The following is a 20,318-nucleotide window of genomic DNA, read 5'->3' as shown; positions in this document are numbered from 1 at the left end:
GGAAGGCTAGACCCGATTCCTTTCCATCCGGTAAGCACGGGCCAGGTTTTCACAAGGAGGGGCAAGAATGCGGGAAGTGGTGATCGCGGGGGCGGCGCGCACGCCCATGGGCGGCTTTCAGGGCGATTTCGACGGGGTGCCGGCGGCGGAACTGGGCGGTGCGGCGATCCGGGCGGCGCTGAGGGATGCGCGCGCCGCTACGGTGGATGAGGTCCTGATGGGCTGCGTGCTGCCTGCGGGGCAGGGACAGGCCCCGGCGCGGCAGGCCGGATTTCTGGCCGGATTGGGCGAGGAGGTGCCCGCCACCACGCTCAACAAGATGTGCGGCTCAGGCATGAAGGCGGCGATGATGGCCTTTGATCAGATCGCGCTGGGCCAGGCAGACACGATGATCGCGGGCGGCATGGAATCGATGTCGAACGCGCCATACCTCTTGCCCAAGATGCGCGGCGGGGCGCGGCTGGGCCATGCCGCAGTGATCGACCACATGTTTCTCGACGGGCTGGAGGATGCCTATGACAAGGGCCGCCTGATGGGCACCTTCGCCGAGGATTGCGCCGAGAAATACCAGTTCACGCGTGAGGCGCAGGACGCCTATGCGCTCGGCTCGCTGGAAGGGGCTCTTGCAGCGGAGAGATCGGGCGCGTTCGAGGGAGAGATCGCGCCGGTGACGATTCGCACGCGCAAGGGCGAGGTGACGATCAGCACCGATGAGCAGCCCGCCAAGGCGCGCCCCGAGAAGATCCCGCAGCTCAGACCGGCGTTCCGCGAGGGCGGCACGGTCACGGCGGCCAATTCCAGCTCGATCAGCGACGGCGCGGCGGCGCTGGTCATCGCCGCGCGCGAGACGGCAGAGGCGCGCGGCCTCACTATCCGCGCGCGCATCCTCGGCCATGCCAGCCACGGACAGGCGCCGGGCTGGTTCACCACCGCGCCGGTTCCGGCGGCGCAAAAACTGCTCAAGCGCCTCGGCTGGGGCGTGGGCGATGTCGATCTCTGGGAGGTGAACGAGGCCTTTGCCGTGGTGCCCATGGCCTTCATGCACGAAATGGGGCTGCCGCGCGAGAAGGTGAACGTCAATGGCGGGGCCTGCGCGCTTGGCCATCCCATCGGGGCCTCGGGGGCGCGGATCATGGTGACGCTGCTCAACGCGCTGGAAAAGCGGGGGCTGAAACGCGGCGTTGCCGCCATCTGCATCGGTGGCGGCGAGGGCACGGCGATTGCCATCGAACGGGTCTGAGTTTCTTCTGGCCTGAAATATCCCGGGGGTGTGGGGGCTGGCCCCCACTTGACCCTGCGTGTGGGGGCTGGCCCCCACTTGACCCTGCGTGTGGGGGCTGGCCCCCACTTGACCCTGCGTGTGGGGGCTGGCCCCCACTTTACCCTGCGTGTGGGGGCTGGCCCCCACTTTACCCTGCGTGTGGGGGCTGGCCTCCACGCCCACTTCGAGAGGAGCGCGCCGATGCGTATCGACTACCCCGCCACCACCCGCGCGATCCTGTCGCTGACCGAGGGCGAGAGCGACGAGGTCGCGCTCATGGCCACGGTGGTGTGCGAGTTGCACCATGCCGATGACCGGTTCGACTGGACCGGGTTCTACCGGGTGACCGGGCCGGAAATGCTCAAGATCGGGCCGTATCAGGGCGGGCATGGTTGCCTTGTGATCCCGTTCTCGCGGGGCGTCTGCGGGGCGGCGGCACGCACGGGCGAGGTGCAACTCGTCGATGACGTGGAGGCGTTTGCGGGCCATATCGCCTGTGCTGCGTCCACGCGCTCGGAAATCGTGTTGCCGGTGTGGAACGCGGCGGGGGCGCTGATCGGTGTGCTCGATATCGACAGCGACCAGCCTGCGGCCTTCGACGGGCGGGACGTGGCCGGGCTGTCAGAGATCCTGCGATCGGTGTTCGGGATGCGTCAGGGCAGTGATCCACGCGCGGCCGATGTCCCGGCTGCGGGACGCGGGGGGATGGGCGAGGATACCGGATAGGACCGGCGGCGCGTCACGTCGCGCCTTGGTCCGCGTGACCGGGATCAGGCGCGTGCAGGTGCTGTCGATCCCTGTGCCGGATCATCGGTATCCGTCGCGCCCGTGAAAGGGGCGCAGAGGGCCGAGTTGCCGTCCGGTGTTCTGACCCCATATCACAAACGTGTAGGATGCCCTACCGCAGGGCGGATAGTTGCGGTAACTTCAGACGGCACTGGCCGGTGGACCCTGACGTGCGCTGAATGGTCTCGGCGCGTGGTGTCGGTCGGATAAGGAAACCAACCATGTCGTGTCACCGCCTTGCCCTTGCCAGACCTCACCGGGTCTTTCTGGTGGGTCATGGCCGTGCTCGCCACTCTGTCCAAAGCCCGTCGGCCTGAATGATCAGGGGGTCGATTTATGCTGCGGTCGTGGCCATTGTGCTGTCGTTGCTTCTGCACGGCCTGGGGCTGCGCGTCACCTCCAGCGAGGATCAGGCGGCCCCGGAAGACGGTGCCGGTTCGGAACTGGCCGATGTCGGCAGCGCCTTCGAGGATCTGGCCGAACCCACGGCTGCGTCTCCCGCGCCGGAGCCTGCCCCGGTGCCCGACCCACCCGAGGTGACGCCACCCGAACCGGTGACCGAGGACCCCCCCACGACCCAGGCGCTGGTGGCCTCCGACAATCCCCAGGATGTCCTCGCGCCCGATACCGGGTCGGTCGATGTGGTGGAACCGGACGCTGCCGATCCGTCCGGGAGCGATGAGCCCGTGTCAGAGACCGCACCCGACACCGCAGAGCCAGCGGGCGGCGAGGATGACACCGTCGCGGATGCGCCGGTCCTCACGCCGCCCGAGGCCGAGACGCAGGCAGATGCACCCGAAGGGACAGAGGTGGAAACTCCCGATCCGGCGGAGCCGATGGACAGCGACGCAGCCCCCCTGTCAACCGCCGAAACCGTGCAGCCCGTCGCGCCCGCGCCCGCCCCGTCCGCAAGCCCCGCGCTCATCCCGGAACCCGAGGTGCTACGGCCCGATCAGTCGGAGATTGCGGTCGCCCCCGCGCCCGAGACCCCCGAGACCCTGACCGCCGAGGACAGCGAGGAAGAAACGGGCCCGGTTGTCACAACGTCCTTGCGCCCGCCAAAGGAGCGGCCGTCCATGGCGACCGCAGGTGTGAGGGATGGCGCGCAAAGCGGGCGCCTGAACCGGACGATCGAATCCCCGCTGACCAGCTACAGGCGCACCGGCATTGATCCGTTTGCCGCCGGTCGCGGGGCCGCGCGGTCCGGGGCGACCGGCTTCAGCGGGTCGCGCAACCCCGGCAATGCAATCTCGGGCAATTACGCCGGTCAGATTCTGGTTCAGCTCAACCGCTTTCCGGCCGTCGATCCCTCGGCGCGTGGGTCGGCGCAGGTGTCATTCGGGATCAATCCCGACGGCTCTGTGGCCTGGGTCAATATCCTGAGCAGTTCCGGCCCTCCGAACATCAGGCGTGCCGCTGCCGCTCAGGTCAGGCGCGCCGCCCCGTTCCCGCCAACGCCGGATGGCACCAGCCAGACAATGGTTTTCTCGTATCAAAGAAGGTGATCTCATGGACGGATTCACAAGTCCCGGACGCTCCGGGCACCAAACCGGCGCCGCGCGCAAGGGGCGATTCCGGTCGCGGCGGGTGGCCCGCAGACCCGAGCTTGACATGCCAACCGCCGCGCCTCTCAACTGGTCGGGGCGGTGCGATCACATGAGGAAGATGCAGATGAAGATGATGCGACTGGCGGGCGTGGCGCTTGGTGCCGGCCTTTGCTTTGCCACCGGAGCGGTGGCACAGGACGCGGGGGCGGGCGCGGCTGTCGCGATCGAGTTGAATGCGGTGAAGTCCAATGAGGGCAGTTGCACGCTGAGTTTTCTGGTGACCAACGGACATGCCGGACCGATCGAAAAGGCGGTGTATGAAACCGTGCTGTTCGACAGCGCCGGTCAGGTGGAGCGGCTGACCCTGTTCGATTTCGGCGCGCTGCCGTCCGGTCGCCCCCGGGTGCGTCAGTTCACCATCACGGGTGTCACCTGCGACGGCCTGAGCCGCGTCCTGATCAACGGGGCCAACACCTGTCAGGCCCCGGATCTGGCCGCGAACGCCTGCGAGGCGGGGCTGATCCTCGGGACGCGCACCGGGATCGAGGTGATCGGATGACACAGGTTCTTGAAGGCCTGCGTCGGATCGCCGATCTCGGCGGGCCGGTCGTGATGATCCTGCTGGCGGTCTCGGTCGTGACCCTGGCGACCATCCTCTACAAGCTATGGCAGTTTTTCGCGGTCGGGGTGGGGCGGCACCGGGCCCTGAAAGAGGCCGTCAACGCCTGGGACCGGGGCGACCGGAGCGCCGCCCTGCGCGCGCTCAGGCAATCCAGAAGCTACCTCGCGCCGGTGGTCGAGATGGCCTTTTCCTCGGAACCGCAAGACGCCAAGCGGCTGGAGGCGGAAGCCGAGGTGCGCTTCGCCCGGCTGGAGGGCGGGTTTCGCCTGCTGGACAGCGTGGCACAGCTTGCCCCGCTTCTGGGGCTTTTCGGCACGGTTCTGGGGATGATCGACGCGTTCCAGTCGCTTCAGGAGGCCGGGGCGCAGGTCGATCCGTCGCTTCTGGCGGGCGGTATCTGGGTGGCGCTGCTGACCACGGCGGCGGGCCTTGCGGTGGCAATGCCCACGGCCATGGTGCTCAGTTGGTTCGAGGGGCGCATGGATGCCGAGCGCGTGACTGCCGAACGGGCGATTGCCGCCGTCCTGCACCCGCAGGGTCAGCGTGGGGCCGACCGACAAGCCGCGATGGAGCCCGCCCATGCGTAGGCAGGCCCGGCGGCGGCGCCTGTCCATGACATCGTTGATCGATGTCATTTTCCTCTTGCTGCTGTTTTTCATGCTGTCCTCGACCTTTTCGCGCTTTGCCGAGGTGGAGTTGTCCTCCGCCAATGCGGGCGGTGCCGACAAGGCCGACCTGCGGCGGAGCTTTCTTCAACTGGGGCAGGAGAGCCTGCGCGTGAACGGTCAGGAGGTCGGGCTGGGGGCCCTGAAGGACCAATTCGCCGACATGGCCCCCGATGCGGACGGCTTGCAGGTGATCGTCAGCCTGGCTGTCGATGTGACGGCGCAGAGGCTGACCGATGTTCTTGTCATCCTGCGCGGCATTGACCGGCTCAGCATCAGCGTGTTGGGGTCGTGATGCGCAGACCCAGACATCGCTCGCGGATCGAGCCCACGATTGCCCTGATCAATGTGGTTTTCCTGATGCTGGTCTTTTTCATGGTCGCAAGCACCATTGCGCCGCCGATGGACCGGGATCTGAGGCTCGTGAGCACGTCCGATCTCGATGGCCGTGCGCCGCCCGATACGCTTGTCGTGCACCCCGACGGCCGGCTGACCTATCGGGGCGCGCCCGTCGCCTCGGCGCAGGCCTTCCACGCCGCACGCCCCGAGGAAGAGCGCGACGTGGTGCGGATCGTGCCCGACAAGGCCTTGTCTGCGATCACCCTGGTCGATCTGGCACGCGACCTGCGCGCGTCAGGGGCCTCGCGCGTCATGATCGTGACCGAACGCGGGCTGGACTGATCCCCGTCAGGTGCGGCAGGTTTGCGCGCAACTGACAATAGATGCGGCGTTCAGAACCATTGGCCCGGTTCCATCAGCCCCAGATCGAGCAATTGCCGGGAATGCCACTCGAACGGCACGGAATTGTGCCATTTGAAACTGTGGATATCGAAGGTGGAGCCGGGATTGCGCTTGAGCGCCTTGGCGGTGCGGAACGAGACCAGCGCAGCGGTCAGGTTGTTGTGCCATTGGCAGGCATAGGTGTTGTATTCCTCGTCCGAGAACGTGTCATCGTCGCGCAGGCGCAGCCCCGGTGCGGCCCGGAAAAGGGCGATGCGGTCGATCTTGCGCCGGTGTGCGGGGATATGTTCCTCGTAGCGCCAGCGCAGCCCGCCGAAGAAATCAAGCTGCCGCTCGCGGGGGTGGTTGTGGTTGGCCGGATCGGGACGGCCAAGCGCATAGTAGCCCGAGCGGTCCATATGCGCCTCTTCGAGGCAGACCGCGTTGCGGTGGCGGTCAAGGTCGGGGGCGTAGAGGTCGATCACGTAGGTGAGCATCGCGGCGCGCCGTTCCTCTGTGTGAAAGGCCAGCAATTCGCCCACGGTGCGCGTCTCGCAGAACGGGTAGAACAGGTATTCGGCGTTGTAGCAGTAATAGAGCCAGAGGCCGGGGGCCTTGTCGATCACGGCGTTGACCGCCTCGGTGACCGTGTCGCCCGCCGCAAGATCGTGGCGGATGCGGGTTAGTCTCGGATCCCCGGCCACATCCGGGGCCACGTCGAAAACGTCCGGCGCAAGGAACAGCACCGATTTGAACCCCAGGTCGAGGTGGTGGCGCAGCGTCGAGTCAAGCTCGGTCGTGTCCTCCGCAAAGACCATGGCCACCGGTCCCTTGGCGAGCGCCGTGCCGGGTTGCGCGAGAAACGCGGTGAGCGTCGGTGCCGTCATGTGATCCGTCCTGACCGGTTTGCCGCAGAATCGCCAATCCCGGCGGGCATTGCAAGAGGGGGCGGGCGTGATGTAGGAACGCGACATGAACCCAAGGCCGGGAGGCGGGCGCATGGCGGCTCCGAAGAAGCTTTATATCAAGACCTATGGCTGTCAGATGAACGTCTATGACAGCGAGCGCATGGCCGAGGCCATGGGCGGCGCGGGCTATGTGGAAACAACGGATCCGGCGGATGCCGACATGATCCTGCTGAACACGTGCCATATCCGCGAGAAGGCCGCCGAGAAGGTCTATTCGGAACTGGGCCGGTTCCGCGCGCTGAAGGACGAAAAGCCCGATCTGAAAATCGGCGTCGCGGGGTGCGTGGCGCAGGCGGAGGGGGCGGAAATCATGCGCCGCCAGCCGCTCGTGGATATGGTGGTGGGGCCGCAAAGCTATCACCGCCTGCCGCAGATGGAGGCGCGGCTGCGCGCGGGGGAAAAGGCGCTCGACACCGATTTCCCGCTGGAGGACAAGTTCGACACCCTGCGCCACCGACCAAAGGCCGCGCGCGGCCCGACCGCGTTCCTGACCGTGCAGGAGGGCTGTGACAAGTTCTGCGCCTTCTGCGTGGTGCCCTATACCCGCGGGGCCGAGGTGAGCCGCCCGGCCGCGCGCGTGCTGGAAGAGGCGCGCGATCTGGTGGAACGGGGCGTGCGCGAGATCACCCTGCTGGGGCAGAATGTGAATGCTTATCACGGGGCGGGCGAGGGGGGCGACTGGAGCCTCGCGCGGCTCATCTGGGCCTTGAATGACATCGACGGGCTGGAGCGCATCCGCTTCACCACCAGTCACCCCAATGACATGAGCGATGACCTGATCGAGGCGCATGGCACATGCCCCAAGCTCATGCCCTATCTGCATCTGCCGGTGCAGTCCGGTTCTGATCGCATCCTGAAACGGATGAACCGCAAGCACACCGCCGAGGGCTATCTGCGGCTGATCGAGCGCATCCGCGCGGCGCGGCCCGATATCCTCATTTCGGGCGATTTCATCGTGGGCTTCCCCGAAGAGACCGAGGCCGATTTCCAGGCCACGCTCGATCTGATCGAGGCCGTGGGCTACGGGCAGGCGTTCTCGTTCAAATATTCCACCCGCCCCGGCACCCCGGCGGCGGAGCGCGCGCAGGTGGATGAGGCCGAGAAATCCGAGCGGCTGCACCGGTTGCAGGCGCTGATCACCCGCCAGCAACGCGCCATTCAGGATGCGATGGTGGGGCGTCGCGTGGGGGTCCTTTTCGAAAAGCCGGGTCGGATGCCGGGGCAGATGGTGGGCAAATCCGACCATCTGCACGCAGTGCATGTGACAGGCGGAAACCTGAACGTGGGTGATCTGATGCAGGTGGAAATTGTCGAGAGCGGGCCAAACTCGCTTGGCGGCCGAATCCCCGCCGCCTGAGACGGCCAATTGGGGCAAATTTGCGGCGCGCTAGAGATTGTTTCCTCTCTCGCCACAATATCTGGTGGAATTTGCTTCACTTCGAAGGCAAATTTGTTAAACTTGGCCTGCATTTGATATAACGATGATCCGAAAGGGAATATCGTTCAAGAAGTGGGGGACGGGGATAGTGACTAAGAAACGGTCTGATATTCTGCACAGTCTTGTCGGCGCGGCTGTCATCGGGGCGCTTGCGCTTTCGGCGGTTGCCAGCACGGCGCAGGCGCAGGAGCAGCGGCAACGCACCGTGGTGGGTGAGCGCTATATCCCGACGATCTGGATCGATCCGGACGGCTGTGAACACTGGGTCATGGATGACGGGGCCGAAGGCTACATGAGCCCGCATGTCACCCGTCAGGGCATTCCGGTCTGCCGCGAGGTGAACCTGTGCGGGGTGGTCAATACCGACCAGCTTTTTGCCACCGACAGCGCGCGGATCAGCCCCTCGGGACAACAGCGGTTGCGAGAGTTCTTCCAGTCTGCCGGGGCCGTGTCCTATACCATCGTCGGACATACCGACAGCCGCGCCTCGGATGAATACAACATGGGCCTGTCGCTGCGCCGCGCAAATGCCGTGGCGTCGGTCGCGCGCAGCACCGGTGCCAGCATCTCGGACGTGCGCGGCTACGGTGAGCGGATGCCCAGAGCGACGAACAATACCGCCGCGGGCATGGCGGAAAACCGCCGTGTCGAAATCATGTGCTGGCGCTGAGGGGTCCCTGCTATGAGCATTGTCAAAATCGTTTTTGCCCTGCCCGTTGTCGGGCTTCTGGCGGCCTGCACAGGTGGGCACGGCACCGTCGGTCCCGACAAGAGCCTCGACCGGGGCACCGACCGCAAGCACCTGAGCCAGCTTCGGGCCGGTATCTGGGTCGATCCCAACGGGTGCGATCACTGGATCATCGATGACGGGGTCGAGGGATATCTTTCGGCACGGATGGACCGCTACGGCAAGCCGGTCTGCTCGGGCATCGCCCCGCCCACTGTGGCGACCGGGCCGTTCAAGAAGGGCAGCCGGATCGCCGATACGCTCTGAGAATGGCATGGCGAGGGATGACGAGAACGGGGCGCAGGCGCGCCCCGTTCTTTTTCCGCTCCCACGCTTGCGCCGCGCGGCGCATATTGGCACTGTGGGACAGACATCCGACTCTGGGAGATTTGTTTGGGAACCAGCGCACCGCCCCCCGCCCCCGACATGACCGCGATGCATCAGGCTGCGGTCGAGTTTCCCGATAACAAGCTCCTGATCGACCTGTGCGGCGAATATGACCGCAACCTTGCCGAGATCGAGCGCGTCCTGGCGGTTCAGATCGTGCGGCGTGGCAATCAGCTTGCGGTGCTGGGTGAGGACGGCGCGGTTCAGGCGGCGGTGGCGGTTCTGGAGGCGCTTTATGCGCGGCTCGAGGCCGGCAAATCGGTGGAGCGCGGCGATGTGGACCGTGAATTGCGCATGGGCGGCGGTGAGGACACAGGCACCCTTGACGGTGATCAGCTTGAGATGTTTCGCGGCTCCTCGGTCGAGATCAAGACACGCAAGAAGCTCGTGGAGCCGCGCACCGAGGCGCAGAAAGCCTATGTCAAATCGCTCTTCGCGCATGAACTGGCCTTTGGCATCGGGCCTGCGGGCACCGGCAAGACCTATCTGGCCGTGGCGGTCGGCGTGAACATGTTCATCGAGGGCCATGTCGACCGGATCATCCTCAGCCGTCCGGCGGTGGAGGCGGGCGAGAAACTGGGCTATCTGCCCGGCGACATGAAGGACAAGGTCGATCCCTACATGCAGCCGCTCTATGATGCCCTGAACGATTTCCTGCCCGGCAAGCAGGTGCAGAAGCTGATCGAGGAAAAGCGCATCGAGATCGCGCCCCTGGCCTTCATGCGCGGCCGCACGCTGGCCAATGCCTTTGTCGTGCTCGATGAGGCGCAGAACGCGACATCCATGCAGATGAAGATGTTTCTCACCCGTCTGGGCGAAGGCTCGCGCATGGTCATCACCGGCGACCGCACGCAGATTGATTTGCCGCGCGGGGTGCCCTCGGGGCTGGCGGATGCCGAGCGGCTTTTGACGCATATCCCGCAGATCAGTTTCAATTATTTCACCGCGAAGGACGTTGTGCGCCACCCGCTGGTGGCGGCGATCATCGAGGCATATGAGGCGGATGGCTAGGCCATGCCCGTCGAGGTGATGATCGAGGACGACCGCTGGCGGGCGGCGGGGCTGGAGGCGCTGGCGGCGCGCGCGGCAGAGGCGACACTGGCGCATCTGGGTCTGGTGCCCGGCGACTGGGAAATCAGCCTTCTGGCCTGCGATGACACCCGCATTGCCACGCTCAACGCCGAGTTCCGGGGCAAGCCCGCGCCCACCAATGTATTGAGTTGGCCCGCCGAGGATCTGTCGCCCGCGCGCGCAGGCGACAGACCTGTGCCGCCGGAGCCGGGGGAGGATGGCTTTCTCGGTGATATTGCCATATCCCATGACACCTGCGCGCGTGAAGCGGCGGAGGCGGGATGTCCATTCGCCGATCATGTCACGCATCTGACCGTTCACGCGGTGCTGCATCTGCTGGGCTATGACCACATCCGTGACCCGGATGCCACGCTGATGGAGGCAACCGAGGTGGCGATACTTGGCAAACTGGGTGTTCGTGACCCATATTAGCACATGATGGGGCAGGACCCCGGCACCTGAGAAGAGATGGATGGGCGAGAGTAGCGACGGATCTCCTACTGCGGCGCAACGCGCGCAGCCGGAGGACATGACCGGGACCGAGGAAACGGGCGGGTTTTTCCGCCGGGTTTTCGGCATCTTCAACCCGCAGGATGACAGCGAGGACGGGGCGGGCACGTTTGGCAGCCCCGTGCCCGGCATGGGCAATCTGCGCGACATGGCCGTGGAGGATGTGGCCATCCCCACCGCCGAGATTGTCGCCGTTCCGGTCGATATCGGGATCGACGATCTGGTGCAGGTGTTCCGCGAGAGCGGCATGACGCGCCTGCCGGTCTATGAGGGCACCCTCGACTCGCCGCTTGGCATGATCCACCTCAAGGATTTCGCGCTCAAGCACGGGTTCAACGGCAAGGGGGCGGGTTTTGCGCTGCGCAAGATGTTGCGGCCGCTGCTGTTTGTGCCCCCGTCCATGCCCATCGGGGTGCTGTTGCAGAAAATGCAGGCAGAGCGGCGGCATATGGCTCTGGTGATCGACGAATATGGCGGGGTGGACGGGCTTGTGACCATCGAGGACCTGATCGAACAAGTGGTGGGCCAGATCGAGGACGAGCACGACACCGACGAGGATGCGCTCTGGACCGAGGAGGCGCCGGGCTGTTACGTGGCGCTGGCGCGCACGCCGCTCGATCAGTTCGAGGCCGAGATCGGCCTGTCGCTGACAGAAGCCGACGAGGTGGACGAGGAAGAAATCGACACGCTGGGCGGGCTGGTCTTCATGCTGCTGGGGCGGGTGCCGGTGCGCGGCGAGGTGATCGAGCATCCCGCCGGGCCGACCATCGAGGTGGTCGAGGCCGATCCGCGCCGCATCAAGCGTGTGCGTGTGCGGCTCAAGGCCCCGGCGCATGGCTGAGGCGGTGCTGGCGCGGGCAGCGCGCTGGTCCTGGCCGGGACGCCTGACGCTCTACTGGGGTTTGGGGGCGCTGGCGGCGCTTGGGCAGGCCCCGTGGGGCCTTTGGCCGCTGACGGTGGTCGGGATGGCTGCTTTTTACGGACTTTACCGGCGGGCGCAGGGTTGGCGCGGGGCGGCGGTGCTTGGCTGGATGGTGGGCACGGGGCATTTCCTGCTGGCGCTGCACTGGATCACCGAGCCGTTCATGGTCGATGCCGCGCGCCATGGCTGGATGGCGCCGTTCGCGCTTGTGGGGCTGGCAGCGGGCATGGCGCTTTTCTGGGGGGCGGGGCTGGCCCTCGCCCGCGCCTTGGGTGGAGGAGCGGCAGGTTTCGTGGCCGGACTGGGTCTGGCCGAGATCGCGCGCGGCTGGCTTTTCACAGGCTTTCCCTGGGCGCAGGCGGGTCACGCGCTGATCGACACGCCGCTGTTGCACTGGGCGTCGTATCTGGGCGCGCCGGGGCTGCTCGTGCTCGTTCTGGGGGCGGGGGTTGCGCTCTGGCACGTGGTGGCGGGGCAGCGGGGGCGCGGCGCGCTGGCGCTTGGCGGGCTGGCCGCGCTCTGGCCGTTGGGGGCCGCGCTCACGCCTGAAGCGGGGGCAGGGGCGGGTGCGCGGGTGGTGCGCCTCATCCAGCCCAATGCCGCGCAGCACGAGAAATGGGACCCCGACAAGGTTCAGCTTTTCTTTGACCGCCAACGCGCCTTTACGGCGGCGGGCGCTGTGCCCGATCTGGTGGTCTGGCCGGAAACGGCGGTGCCGGTCTGGCTCGAGAACGCGGGCGAGACGCTTGAGGCGGTGGCGGCCTCTGCGCGGGGCGCGCCGGTGGTGCTGGGGATCCAACGCTCGGAAGGGCGGCGGATTTTCAACTCAATGGCGGTGATCGAGCCCGGTGGCGTGGTCAACGAAGTCTACGACAAGCACCATCTCGTGCCCTTTGGCGAGTTCATGCCTTTCGGGGATTTTCTTGGCAGTCTGGGTATCTACGGTCTCGCGTCGAATGAGGGGCAGGGCTATTCCTCCGGTCCGGGCGCGCGGCTTCTCGATCTCGGGCCGCTTGGGCGGGCACTGCCGCTCATCTGCTACGAAAGCGTGTTCGCACGCGATCTGCGGGCAGCGCCGGGGCGGGCGGATATGATCCTGCTCATAACCAACGATGCCTGGTTCGGGAAGGTTTCCGGGCCGTATCAACACCTTGCCCAGGCGCGTTTGCGCAGCGCCGAAATGGGCCTGCCGATGATCCGTGTCGCCAATACCGGCGTTTCGGCGATGATCGACGCGACCGGCGAGCTTACCGAGTGGATCCCGCTGGGAGAGGCGGGCTGGCGCGACGCAGCCCTGCCGCCGCCTTTGCCCGAGACGGTCTATGCGCGGCTTGGGGATGCTCCGATGCTGGTTTTCCATGTTCTTTTGCTGGCATTGTCACTCTGGCGCAACAGGCGGCGCGCGCGCACAGTTGGCGATTGACGCGCGGGGTGCGTGGGCGTATCGAGCGCCAATCCCGTCACAACGGCTTCCTGGCGTGGCGGATGTATCCAACGGAGCGTTTTCATGGCACGACAGAACTACCTTTTCACCTCCGAATCCGTTTCGGAGGGGCACCCGGACAAGGTTTGCGACCGGATTTCGGACTCGATCCTCGATGCGTTCCTGAGCGAAGAGGCCAACGCGCGCGTGGCGTGCGAGACCTTTGCGACCACAAATTGCGTGGTGGTCGGCGGCGAGGTCGGGCTGACCGACAAGTCGCGCCTTGCGGAATTCATGGGCCGGATCGACGGGATCGTGCGGGAGTGCGTCCGTGACATCGGCTATGAACAGAAAGAGTTTCACTGGAATACCTTGCAGTTGCACAACATGCTTCATCCTCAGTCGGCGCATATCGCCCAAGGGGTTGACCGCGACGGGGCGGGCGATCAGGGGATCATGTTCGGCTATGCGGTCGATGAGACGCCCGAACTCATGCCCGCGCCGATCCTCTATGCCCACGCCATTCTCAAGCGGTTGGCCGAGGTGAGAAAATCGGGTATCGAAAAGACGTTGGGACCCGATGCCAAATCACAGCTGACGCTGCGCTACGAGGGCGGCAAGCCGGTCGAGGTGACGCAACTCGTGCTCTCGACGCAACACTCGGACGAGGCGCAGACGAGCGACGACATCCGCGCCATCGTCGAGCCGTATATTCGGGAAGTGTTGCCGAAAGAATGGCTTACAGAGCATACCGAATGGCATGTGAACCCGACGGGAACTTTCGTCATCGGCGGACCGGACGGCGATGCGGGCCTCACGGGGCGCAAGATCATCGTCGATACCTATGGTGGCGCGGCCCCGCATGGCGGCGGCGCGTTTTCGGGCAAGGATCCGACAAAGGTAGACCGATCAGCGGCTTACGCGGCACGCTATCTCGCCAAGAACGTGGTGGCGGCGGGGCTGGCGCAGCGTTGCACGCTTCAGGTCAGCTATGCGATCGGCGTGGCCAAGCCGCTCTCGATCTATGTGGACACGCACGGGACCGGGCAAGTGGATGAATCCGCGATTGAAAAAGCGGTGGCCGAATGCATGGACCTGACCCCGCGCGGCATTCGCGAGCATCTGGACCTCAACAAACCGATCTACGCGCGCACCGCCGCCTATGGCCATTTCGGGCGCGCGCCGGAGGCCGATGGCGGGTTTTCGTGGGAGCGGACCGATCTTGTCGAAGCTTTGAAAAAAGCCGTCTGATCAAGGTTTTGGCGCGCGAACTTCGCGCGCCACTTTAGGTATCATGAGTGATCGCAAGCACCCCACCGGCGCGCCCTGGCGCAATTTTCACGGGCGGTTCAAGGGCAAGACCCTGAAGCCACGCCAAGCGGCGTGGCTGGACGAGGACCTCTGTGCGCTCTCGCCCGGTGCGGTTGATTGGGACGTCAATCCCGACCGAAATCCCATTGATCTGAAAGAGTATTTCGGAGACCGGGAGATATGGCTCGAGATCGGGTTCGGCGGTGGCGAGCATATGGTGCATCAGGCCGTGACCAACCCCGATGTGGGGATCATCGGCTGCGAACCCTACATCAACGGGGTGGCGATGCTCCTCGGCAAGATCCGGGCCTCGGGGGCGAAAAACATAGCGGTTTATCCCGGCGATGTCCGCAACATGTTCGATGTCCTGCCCGAGGGATCGATCTCGCGCAGCTTTCTGCTCTACCCGGATCCATGGCCGAAAAAGCGCCATCACAAGCGGCGTTTCGTCACCGGGGGTTATTTGACTCCGCTTTCCAGGATCATGAAAAAAAGAGGTATTCTTCGGGTGGCCACGGATATTCCCGACTATGTGCGCCAGACCCTCGAAGAGGTGCCGCGCCACGGGTTCGAATGGCTGGCAGAGGGGCCTGCCGACTGGCGCGCTCCGTGGAATGACTGGATTTCAACGCGCTATGAGCAAAAAGCCCTGCAAGAGGGCCGCGCGCCGCAGTACCTGACCTTCCGCAAAACCTGAGACTGGCGGGCGCGTCACGCTGCCAGCTTGTCTCCAAGCCGTCCCAGCATGTCGAGACAGTGCTGCAACTGGTCGAGCGCCACGTATTCGTCGGGCTTGTGCGCCTGGTCGATGGAGCCGGGGCCGCAGACCACCGCCGACATGCCGTAGCTCTGGAAAAGCCCCGCCTCGGTGCCGAAGGGCACGAGATCGGCCCCGTTCGCGCCGGTGAGTTCCAGCAGGATATCGCGGGCCTCGTTGAGGGTGGTCGGCTCCAGCCCGTCCACTTCGCCGATCACCTCGGTCACAATCTCGGCTTCGGGGCAGATGGCGCGCATCCGCGGCAGCAGCATTTCCTCGCAATAGCGGCGCAGGTCCTCCTTGACGAACGCCGCATCAACAGCCTGCACCGGGCGCATTTCCCATTCCACGGCGGCGTTGGAGGCGATGACGTTATGGGCCACGCCCCCCTTGAGCGAGCCGGTGTTGATCGTGGTCCAGGGCGGATCGAACCGGCTGCTGGCGGGCGCACGGGCGCGCAGCGCCTCGGCCAGTTCCAGCAAGCGGTTGACATAGCGCACCGCGTATTCGACCGCGTTCACGCCCCGGTCGGGGGCAGAGCCGTGGCCCGCCTGACCGTGAAACCGGGTGGTGTATTCATAGCAGCCCTTGTGCCCCTCGATCACGCGCATCATGGTCGGCTCGCCGATGATCGCCACGCCGGGGCGCAGGCCACGGGCGCGCAGGCTCTCGACCAGGGCCTGGGCGCCGAAACAGCCCACTTCCTCGTCATAGGTGAAGGCAAAATGGACGGGGCGCGCGCGCACCTTCTCGGCGAAGAGCGGGGCCATGGCCACGGCGGCGGCGATGAAGCCCTTCATGTCGCAGGTGCCGCGCCCGTAGAGCCGCCCGCCCTCCTCGGCCAGCTCGAACGGGTGGGTGGCCCAGTCCTGTTCGGCCACCGGCACCACGTCGGAATGACCCGAGAGCACGATACCGCCATCCACCTCGGGGCCGATGGTGGCGAAGAGGTTGGCCTTGTGGCCGATCTCGTCGTGAAAGATATCGACCCGCGCGCCGCAGCTTTCGAGCCGGTGCGCAAGATAGGCGATCATGTCGAGATTGCTGACCTCCGAGATGGTCGGGAAGGCGATGAGGTCGCGCAGGAGCGAGACGGTATCGGCAAGATGCGTGCGCATGGACCCTCGGGACATTGATGACTGTCGCAGAGTGGAAAGCCGGGGCGGCCACGTCAAGAGGCGCGCGCGGCACCCTGTTGCAAAATGGACTCAGGTTAGCGGCCCTGGCGGCACCAAACGACAACCAGAGCGCGAAAAACGCGAAAATGGTTCAGACGACGAACAAAACTCTGGCGAGATCGGGCAAATATGGCTATTTTGAGCCCACATAAAAAGCGCGAAATTGCGCGTGTATCTGAGGCAAGAGTGGTGGTGTCATGAAGGCGATTGATTATGTCGTCCGCACAAATGCGGGCATTTCAAGCCATGGTTCGGTTCCGGGGCAGGACGGTGTGACCGTCATTCCCGCCGGGAGCGGCCAGGAAATTTCCCTGAATCTTCGGCAGACGGAAATCGGTGGCTACAGCCGCGATGGCCAGAACCTCGTGATTTCGCTCTCGGACGGGCGGATCGTGGTGCTCGAGGGGTATTATGGTGCAGGCGGGCAGGCGGAGAGCCGCCTTTTCATCAGCGCCGACGGCTATCTCAACGAGGTGACCCTGATCGAGGGGGGCGATGGTGCCGTCTATGCGCAATATGGACCGACGGCGCAATGGGGCAAGTGGAGCCCTGATGACGAGCTTATTTTCCTCGGCGGCAGCGATGTGGCGGCGGTGACATCGGATCAGGACGTGTCGATGCTGGGCGCGGCGCTCCTGGGCGGGGGCGGTCTCTTGGGGGCTGGCGCGGCGGGAGCCGCGGGCCTTGGGGCGGCGGCGTTGGTTGGCGGTGGCGGCGGCGGCGGCGGCGGCGGCGGGCGTGAGCGGATCGAGCCGTCGGTGAATGAGCCGGGGCCGATCGTCATCGGCGGTGACGAGGTTGTTGACCCTTCGGTCACGATCACCGGGCGGGCCGAGCCCGACTCCGAGGTTGTGGTGACGGTCGGCGACCGTGAGGTGACGGTGGCGGCCGATGAGAATGGCGACTGGGTTGCGGAGTTTTCGGGCGGAAATTTCCCGTCCGACGGGCTGCATGATGTCACGGTGATTGTGACCGAGCCGGACGGCCGCGAGACGGTGCTCGATGGCCCGGCGGTGGAGATCGACCTGACCCCGCCTGCGGTCAGCGTGGATGAGGGGACGGCGGCGAGCGGACATGTCGTCAATCTGGTGGATCACGGCGATGGCGTCGAGATCGGCGGCACCGGCGAGGCGGGTGCCGCGATCACCGTGGTCATCGAGGGCGCGCGCGCCGAGACGGTGGTGGGGGCCGATGGCCGCTGGCAGGTGGTGTTCGACCCCGCCGACGTGCCGGGAGGCGAGCGTGACGTCTCGGTCGAGGTCACGGCGCGCGACAGTTTCGGCAACTCCACGGTGGTGACCGAACAAGTGATCATCGACACGGTGCCGCACCCGATCACGATCAACGGTGGCGCGGTCGGTGGCGATGGCGTGGTGAATTTCACCGAGGCCGCAGGCGGGGTGTCGGTCACCGGCACATCGACGCCGGGCGCGGTGGTGACGGTCCGCGTCGAGGGCGTGGCGCGTGAGGTCACGACCGGCGCGGATGGCACCTGGACGGCGATCTACGAGGCGGGCAGCCTGCCTGCGGGCGAGTATCTTGCCACGGTGACGGCGCATACGGTCGATGCCGCCGGAAACGAGAGCAGCACAAGCGGCAGTTTCAACGTCGATACGCTGGTCAACCGCTTCGAGATGGTTGGCAATCCGGGTGGTGCGGATGCCGTGATCAACGCCGCCGAGCAGCCCGAGGGCTTTGTCATGTCGGGCCGGGTGGAGCCGGGATCGAACGTGGTGGTGAGCTTTGCGGGGTCGCAGGTGACTGCCGTGGTGAGCGCCGATGGCACCTGGACGGCGACGTTCGGGGCGGGCCAGATCCCGCTTGGCACCTATGGCGGCGAGGTGGTCGCGGTGGCGACCGACGCGGCCGGCAACGTCAGCGAGTTGCGGCAGGCGGTGTCGGTGGATACCGACCCCAATGCGCTTGGCCTCAACGCGGGCGCGGTCGGCGGCGACGGGGTCGTGAACCTTGCCGAGACGGGCGGCTCTGTGGCCGTGACCGGCACCTCCGAACCGGGGGCGGTGGTCGAGGTGAGCTTTGCAGGGATGACCCGCACGGTGGTCACCGATGACGCGGGCAACTGGACCGCCGGTTTCTTCGGTAGCCGGATCGCGCGGGGCGAATATGATGCGCCGGTTCGGGCCATGACCGTGGACGCGGCAGGCAACCGCAGCGAGGTCAATGGCACGGTGCGGATCGATACCGAGGTGCGCGATTTCACCTTGCAAGGCACGCCGGGTGGCGCGGACGGCGTGATCAACGCCGCCGAACAGGGCGGCGGCTTTACGCTCAACGGGCGGGTCGAGCCGGGATCGAGCGTGGTGGTGAGCTTTGCCGGATCGCAGGTCAATGCCGTGGTGAGTGCCGATGGCACCTGGAGCGCCACGTTCACCGGCGCGCAGATCCCCGGCGGCACCTATGGCCAGGATGCGGTTGCGGTGGCCACGGACGCGGCGGGCAACACGTCCGAGTTGCGCCTGCCGATCCTCGTGGATACCGAAGCCGGGCATCTCATGCTCAACGCCGCCTCGATCGGCGGGGACGGGGTGATCAACGCCGCCGAAGCGGATGCGGGCGTGCGCGTCACCGGCGAGGCCGATCCGGGCGCGCGTGTCATCGTAAGCCTGGACGGGGTGGAGCATACGGTCATCGCCGATGGCGCGGGCCGGTGGCAGAGCACCTATGCCAGCGGCGAGATCACACGCGGCACCCATGATCCGGTCGTGACTGCGCGCACCGTCGATGCGGCGGGCAACGAGGCGCGGGTCGAGGGCACGGCGCACGTCGATACGGTGGTCGAGAACCTGAGCCTGCGTGATCTCAATATCGCCATCGGGGCGGATGGGCGCGACGTGATCAACAACGACATCGCCACCGGCGGTTTCAACGTGACCGGCACCATAGAGCCCGGCAGCCGGGTGTTCATCACCATCGACGGGGTGCGCCATGAGGCCGTTGTCGATGCGGCGGGCAACTGGACCGCGCGGTTCGGGCCGGGTGAAATCGCGTCGGGCGAGCGGGTGGCGGGCCTTCTGGTGGAGGTCACGGACCGCGCGGGCAACACCGCGACGCTGAGCGATACGGTGCAGGTTGATACGCTGGTGAACCGGCTTGACCATGCCGGGCCGGTGACAGCGGATAATGTCGTGAACCTCTCCGAGGCGGCATCGGGTCTGACGCTCACGGGGCGCGTGGAGGCGGGATCGACCGCACAGGTCGCGGTCTTTGGCGGGCTCTATGATGCGGTGGTGGATGGTGTCGGCAACTGGTCATTGGTGGTGCCCGCGGGCGAGGTGCCGGTGACCGAGGGCTCGGTCGGGATGGTCGTGACCGCGACCGACTGGGCCGGGAATACGGCGGTGATCAATGACGGGTTCACGCTCGACATGATCGCGCCGGACACGCCGGGGATCGTTGGTTATTTCCGGCAGGGCAACGGCTATCGCAATGCCACGGTCGAGACCGGCGATGACGCGATTTCCATCCACCGGGTCGATGCGGGCGGGGCGGTGAACGAGCTTGACCTTGGCGTGCAGGACAACCCGTTCACCGGCGAGACGGATTATTTCTTTCTCGACGGTGCCGGGCGGCCGCTGGCCATCCCGGACGGCTCGCAGCTTGTGGTGACGGCGACGGATGCTGGGGGCAACGCCGCCTCGACCTATGTGGTGCTTGATGAGACCGCGACGCAGGTGGTCAATATCGCCAACCCCAATCTGGGCGCGTTCAATATCGAGACCATCGACCTTCGGTTCGGGGATCAGGCGCAATTGACCCTGACCGAGGCGCAGATCCGGGCGCTGTCGGAGAATGGCGATACCGTGCTGGTGCAGGGCGGGGCGGATGACCGCGTGACGATCACCGGCGCGCAGGCGCAGGGCGCGACCACGGTGGATGGCCAGAGCTTTGACATCTACACGCTGGGCAACGATGCCACGGTGGTTGTGGACAGCGACATCCAGGTTGTCACCTGAGACGATACCGGGGCGCGCCGTGCGGATGGGCGGCGCGCCTCCAATGACAGG

At 65.9% G+C, this 20,318-nt stretch carries 19 protein-coding genes and 1 riboswitch; of the genes, 17 read left to right on the top strand and 2 right to left on the bottom strand.

Translation table 11 applies throughout. From position 1 onward, the window contains the following. Positions 1–67: 67 nt before the first annotated feature. From ACSSV8_RS07245 to ACSSV8_RS07215, 7 genes are all read left to right on the top strand, one after another. Entirely contained in the window at positions 68–1,240 is a 1,173-nt protein-coding gene (locus tag ACSSV8_RS07245; protein ID WP_454281984.1) for a thiolase family protein, read from the top strand. A 222-nt stretch (positions 1,241–1,462) separates the two neighbouring features. Continuing rightward, on the top strand, positions 1,463–1,987 hold the full coding sequence (locus ACSSV8_RS07240) for a GAF domain-containing protein (RefSeq protein ID WP_354539644.1): 525 nt from the start codon (positions 1,463–1,465) through the stop codon (positions 1,985–1,987). Positions 1,988–2,364: 377 nt separating this feature from the next. Next, positions 2,365–3,552: a TonB family protein gene (locus ACSSV8_RS07235; protein WP_354539643.1), complete on the top strand. Its 1,188-nt coding sequence runs from the start codon at positions 2,365–2,367 to the stop codon at positions 3,550–3,552. A 166-nt stretch (positions 3,553–3,718) separates the two neighbouring features. Further along, entirely contained in the window at positions 3,719–4,153 is a 435-nt protein-coding gene (locus ACSSV8_RS07230) for a hypothetical protein (protein ID WP_354539642.1), read from the top strand. Beyond that, the gene (locus ACSSV8_RS07225; RefSeq protein WP_454281983.1) at positions 4,150–4,803 is read left to right on the top strand and encodes a MotA/TolQ/ExbB proton channel family protein; all 654 of its coding nucleotides are present in this window, start codon (positions 4,150–4,152) and stop codon (positions 4,801–4,803) included. Before ACSSV8_RS07230 ends, ACSSV8_RS07225 begins: the two co-directional genes overlap by 4 nt. Next, positions 4,796–5,176 (top strand): biopolymer transporter ExbD, encoded by a 381-nt coding sequence (locus ACSSV8_RS07220; RefSeq protein WP_454281982.1) that lies wholly within the window; start codon positions 4,796–4,798, stop codon positions 5,174–5,176. Before ACSSV8_RS07225 ends, ACSSV8_RS07220 begins: the two co-directional genes overlap by 8 nt. Beyond that, on the top strand, positions 5,176–5,562 hold the full coding sequence (locus ACSSV8_RS07215; protein WP_354539639.1) for an ExbD/TolR family protein: 387 nt from the start codon (positions 5,176–5,178) through the stop codon (positions 5,560–5,562). Before ACSSV8_RS07220 ends, ACSSV8_RS07215 begins: the two co-directional genes overlap by 1 nt. Before the next feature lie 50 nt (positions 5,563–5,612). On the opposite strand, the gene ACSSV8_RS07210 is transcribed toward ACSSV8_RS07215, so the two are convergent. Continuing rightward, positions 5,613–6,488 carry a glycosyltransferase family 2 protein gene (locus ACSSV8_RS07210; protein ID WP_454281981.1) on the bottom strand — a complete coding sequence of 292 codons (876 nt, stop codon included), beginning with the start codon at positions 6,486–6,488 and terminating at the stop codon, positions 5,613–5,615. 112 nt (positions 6,489–6,600) lie between these two features. Here ACSSV8_RS07210 and miaB point away from each other — a divergent pair, with 112 nt between their 5' ends. The 9 genes from miaB (at position 6,601) to trmB (ending at position 15,055) form a co-directional block, all read left to right on the top strand. Continuing rightward, on the top strand, positions 6,601–7,926 hold the full coding sequence (miaB, locus tag ACSSV8_RS07205; protein WP_454281980.1) for a tRNA (N6-isopentenyl adenosine(37)-C2)-methylthiotransferase MiaB: 1,326 nt from the start codon (positions 6,601–6,603) through the stop codon (positions 7,924–7,926). Positions 7,927–8,095: 169 nt separating this feature from the next. Further along, positions 8,096–8,677 (top strand): OmpA family protein, encoded by a 582-nt coding sequence (locus ACSSV8_RS07200; RefSeq protein WP_454281979.1) that lies wholly within the window; start codon positions 8,096–8,098, stop codon positions 8,675–8,677. A gap of 12 nt (positions 8,678–8,689) precedes the next feature. Beyond that, entirely contained in the window at positions 8,690–9,001 is a 312-nt protein-coding gene (locus tag ACSSV8_RS07195) for a hypothetical protein (protein ID WP_354539636.1), read from the top strand. A gap of 159 nt (positions 9,002–9,160) precedes the next feature. After that, positions 9,161–10,132 carry a PhoH family protein gene (locus ACSSV8_RS07190; protein ID WP_354539635.1) on the top strand — a complete coding sequence of 324 codons (972 nt, stop codon included), beginning with the start codon at positions 9,161–9,163 and terminating at the stop codon, positions 10,130–10,132. Between the two features lie 3 nt (positions 10,133–10,135). Continuing rightward, positions 10,136–10,624 carry an rRNA maturation RNase YbeY gene (ybeY, locus tag ACSSV8_RS07185; RefSeq protein WP_454281978.1) on the top strand — a complete coding sequence of 163 codons (489 nt, stop codon included), beginning with the start codon at positions 10,136–10,138 and terminating at the stop codon, positions 10,622–10,624. A 40-nt stretch (positions 10,625–10,664) separates the two neighbouring features. Further along, positions 10,665–11,543, top strand: a complete 879-nt coding sequence (locus ACSSV8_RS07180) for a hemolysin family protein (RefSeq protein ID WP_354539633.1) — start codon at positions 10,665–10,667, stop codon at positions 11,541–11,543. Further along, positions 11,536–13,047, top strand: a complete 1,512-nt coding sequence (gene lnt / locus ACSSV8_RS07175; RefSeq protein ID WP_454281977.1) for an apolipoprotein N-acyltransferase — start codon at positions 11,536–11,538, stop codon at positions 13,045–13,047. The genes ACSSV8_RS07180 and lnt overlap by 8 nt, the downstream gene beginning before the upstream one ends. A 31-nt stretch (positions 13,048–13,078) precedes the next feature. Next, positions 13,079–13,126: riboswitch (SAM-SAH riboswitch) on the top strand. Between the two features lie 5 nt (positions 13,127–13,131). Further along, positions 13,132–14,298, top strand: a complete 1,167-nt coding sequence (gene metK, locus ACSSV8_RS07170; protein WP_454281976.1) for a methionine adenosyltransferase — start codon at positions 13,132–13,134, stop codon at positions 14,296–14,298. Positions 14,299–14,341: 43 nt separating this feature from the next. Beyond that, complete coding sequence (gene trmB / locus ACSSV8_RS07165) at positions 14,342–15,055, top strand: tRNA (guanine(46)-N(7))-methyltransferase TrmB (RefSeq protein ID WP_454281975.1); 714 nt, start codon at positions 14,342–14,344, stop codon at positions 15,053–15,055. A 14-nt stretch (positions 15,056–15,069) separates the two neighbouring features. Here the strand turns inward: trmB and argE are convergent, their stop codons facing one another. After that, positions 15,070–16,233, bottom strand: a complete 1,164-nt coding sequence (gene argE, locus ACSSV8_RS07160; protein WP_354539629.1) for an acetylornithine deacetylase — start codon at positions 16,231–16,233, stop codon at positions 15,070–15,072. 257 nt (positions 16,234–16,490) lie between these two features. Here argE and ACSSV8_RS07155 point away from each other — a divergent pair, with 257 nt between their 5' ends. Then, positions 16,491–20,267 (top strand): Ig-like domain-containing protein, encoded by a 3,777-nt coding sequence (locus ACSSV8_RS07155; protein ID WP_454281974.1) that lies wholly within the window; start codon positions 16,491–16,493, stop codon positions 20,265–20,267. The last annotated feature ends 51 nt before the right edge of the window (positions 20,268–20,318 follow it).

The organism is Roseovarius sp. MBR-79, assembly GCF_053628555.1.
This window is presented reverse-complemented; position numbering and strand designations above follow the sequence as displayed.

Coding starts and splice junctions, on each gene's coding strand:
- ACSSV8_RS07215 (WP_354539639.1), top strand. CDS start 5,176: ATGCGCAGACCCAGACATCGCTCGCGGATCGAGCCCACGATTGCCCTG.
- metK (WP_454281976.1), top strand. CDS start 13,132: ATGGCACGACAGAACTACCTTTTCACCTCCGAATCCGTTTCGGAGGGG.
- lnt (WP_454281977.1), top strand. CDS start 11,536: ATGGCTGAGGCGGTGCTGGCGCGGGCAGCGCGCTGGTCCTGGCCGGGA.
- ACSSV8_RS07245 (WP_454281984.1), top strand. CDS start 68: ATGCGGGAAGTGGTGATCGCGGGGGCGGCGCGCACGCCCATGGGCGGC.
- ACSSV8_RS07230 (WP_354539642.1), top strand. CDS start 3,719: ATGAAGATGATGCGACTGGCGGGCGTGGCGCTTGGTGCCGGCCTTTGC.
- ACSSV8_RS07225 (WP_454281983.1), top strand. CDS start 4,150: ATGACACAGGTTCTTGAAGGCCTGCGTCGGATCGCCGATCTCGGCGGG.
- ACSSV8_RS07190 (WP_354539635.1), top strand. CDS start 9,161: ATGACCGCGATGCATCAGGCTGCGGTCGAGTTTCCCGATAACAAGCTC.
- ACSSV8_RS07220 (WP_454281982.1), top strand. CDS start 4,796: ATGCGTAGGCAGGCCCGGCGGCGGCGCCTGTCCATGACATCGTTGATC.
- ybeY (WP_454281978.1), top strand. CDS start 10,136: ATGCCCGTCGAGGTGATGATCGAGGACGACCGCTGGCGGGCGGCGGGG.
- ACSSV8_RS07240 (WP_354539644.1), top strand. CDS start 1,463: ATGCGTATCGACTACCCCGCCACCACCCGCGCGATCCTGTCGCTGACC.
- trmB (WP_454281975.1), top strand. CDS start 14,342: ATGAGTGATCGCAAGCACCCCACCGGCGCGCCCTGGCGCAATTTTCAC.
- ACSSV8_RS07235 (WP_354539643.1), top strand. CDS start 2,365: ATGATCAGGGGGTCGATTTATGCTGCGGTCGTGGCCATTGTGCTGTCG.
- argE (WP_354539629.1), bottom strand. CDS start 16,233: ATGCGCACGCATCTTGCCGATACCGTCTCGCTCCTGCGCGACCTCATC.
- miaB (WP_454281980.1), top strand. CDS start 6,601: ATGGCGGCTCCGAAGAAGCTTTATATCAAGACCTATGGCTGTCAGATG.
- ACSSV8_RS07210 (WP_454281981.1), bottom strand. CDS start 6,488: ATGACGGCACCGACGCTCACCGCGTTTCTCGCGCAACCCGGCACGGCG.
- ACSSV8_RS07180 (WP_354539633.1), top strand. CDS start 10,665: ATGGGCGAGAGTAGCGACGGATCTCCTACTGCGGCGCAACGCGCGCAG.
- ACSSV8_RS07195 (WP_354539636.1), top strand. CDS start 8,690: ATGAGCATTGTCAAAATCGTTTTTGCCCTGCCCGTTGTCGGGCTTCTG.
- ACSSV8_RS07155 (WP_454281974.1), top strand. CDS start 16,491: ATGAAGGCGATTGATTATGTCGTCCGCACAAATGCGGGCATTTCAAGC.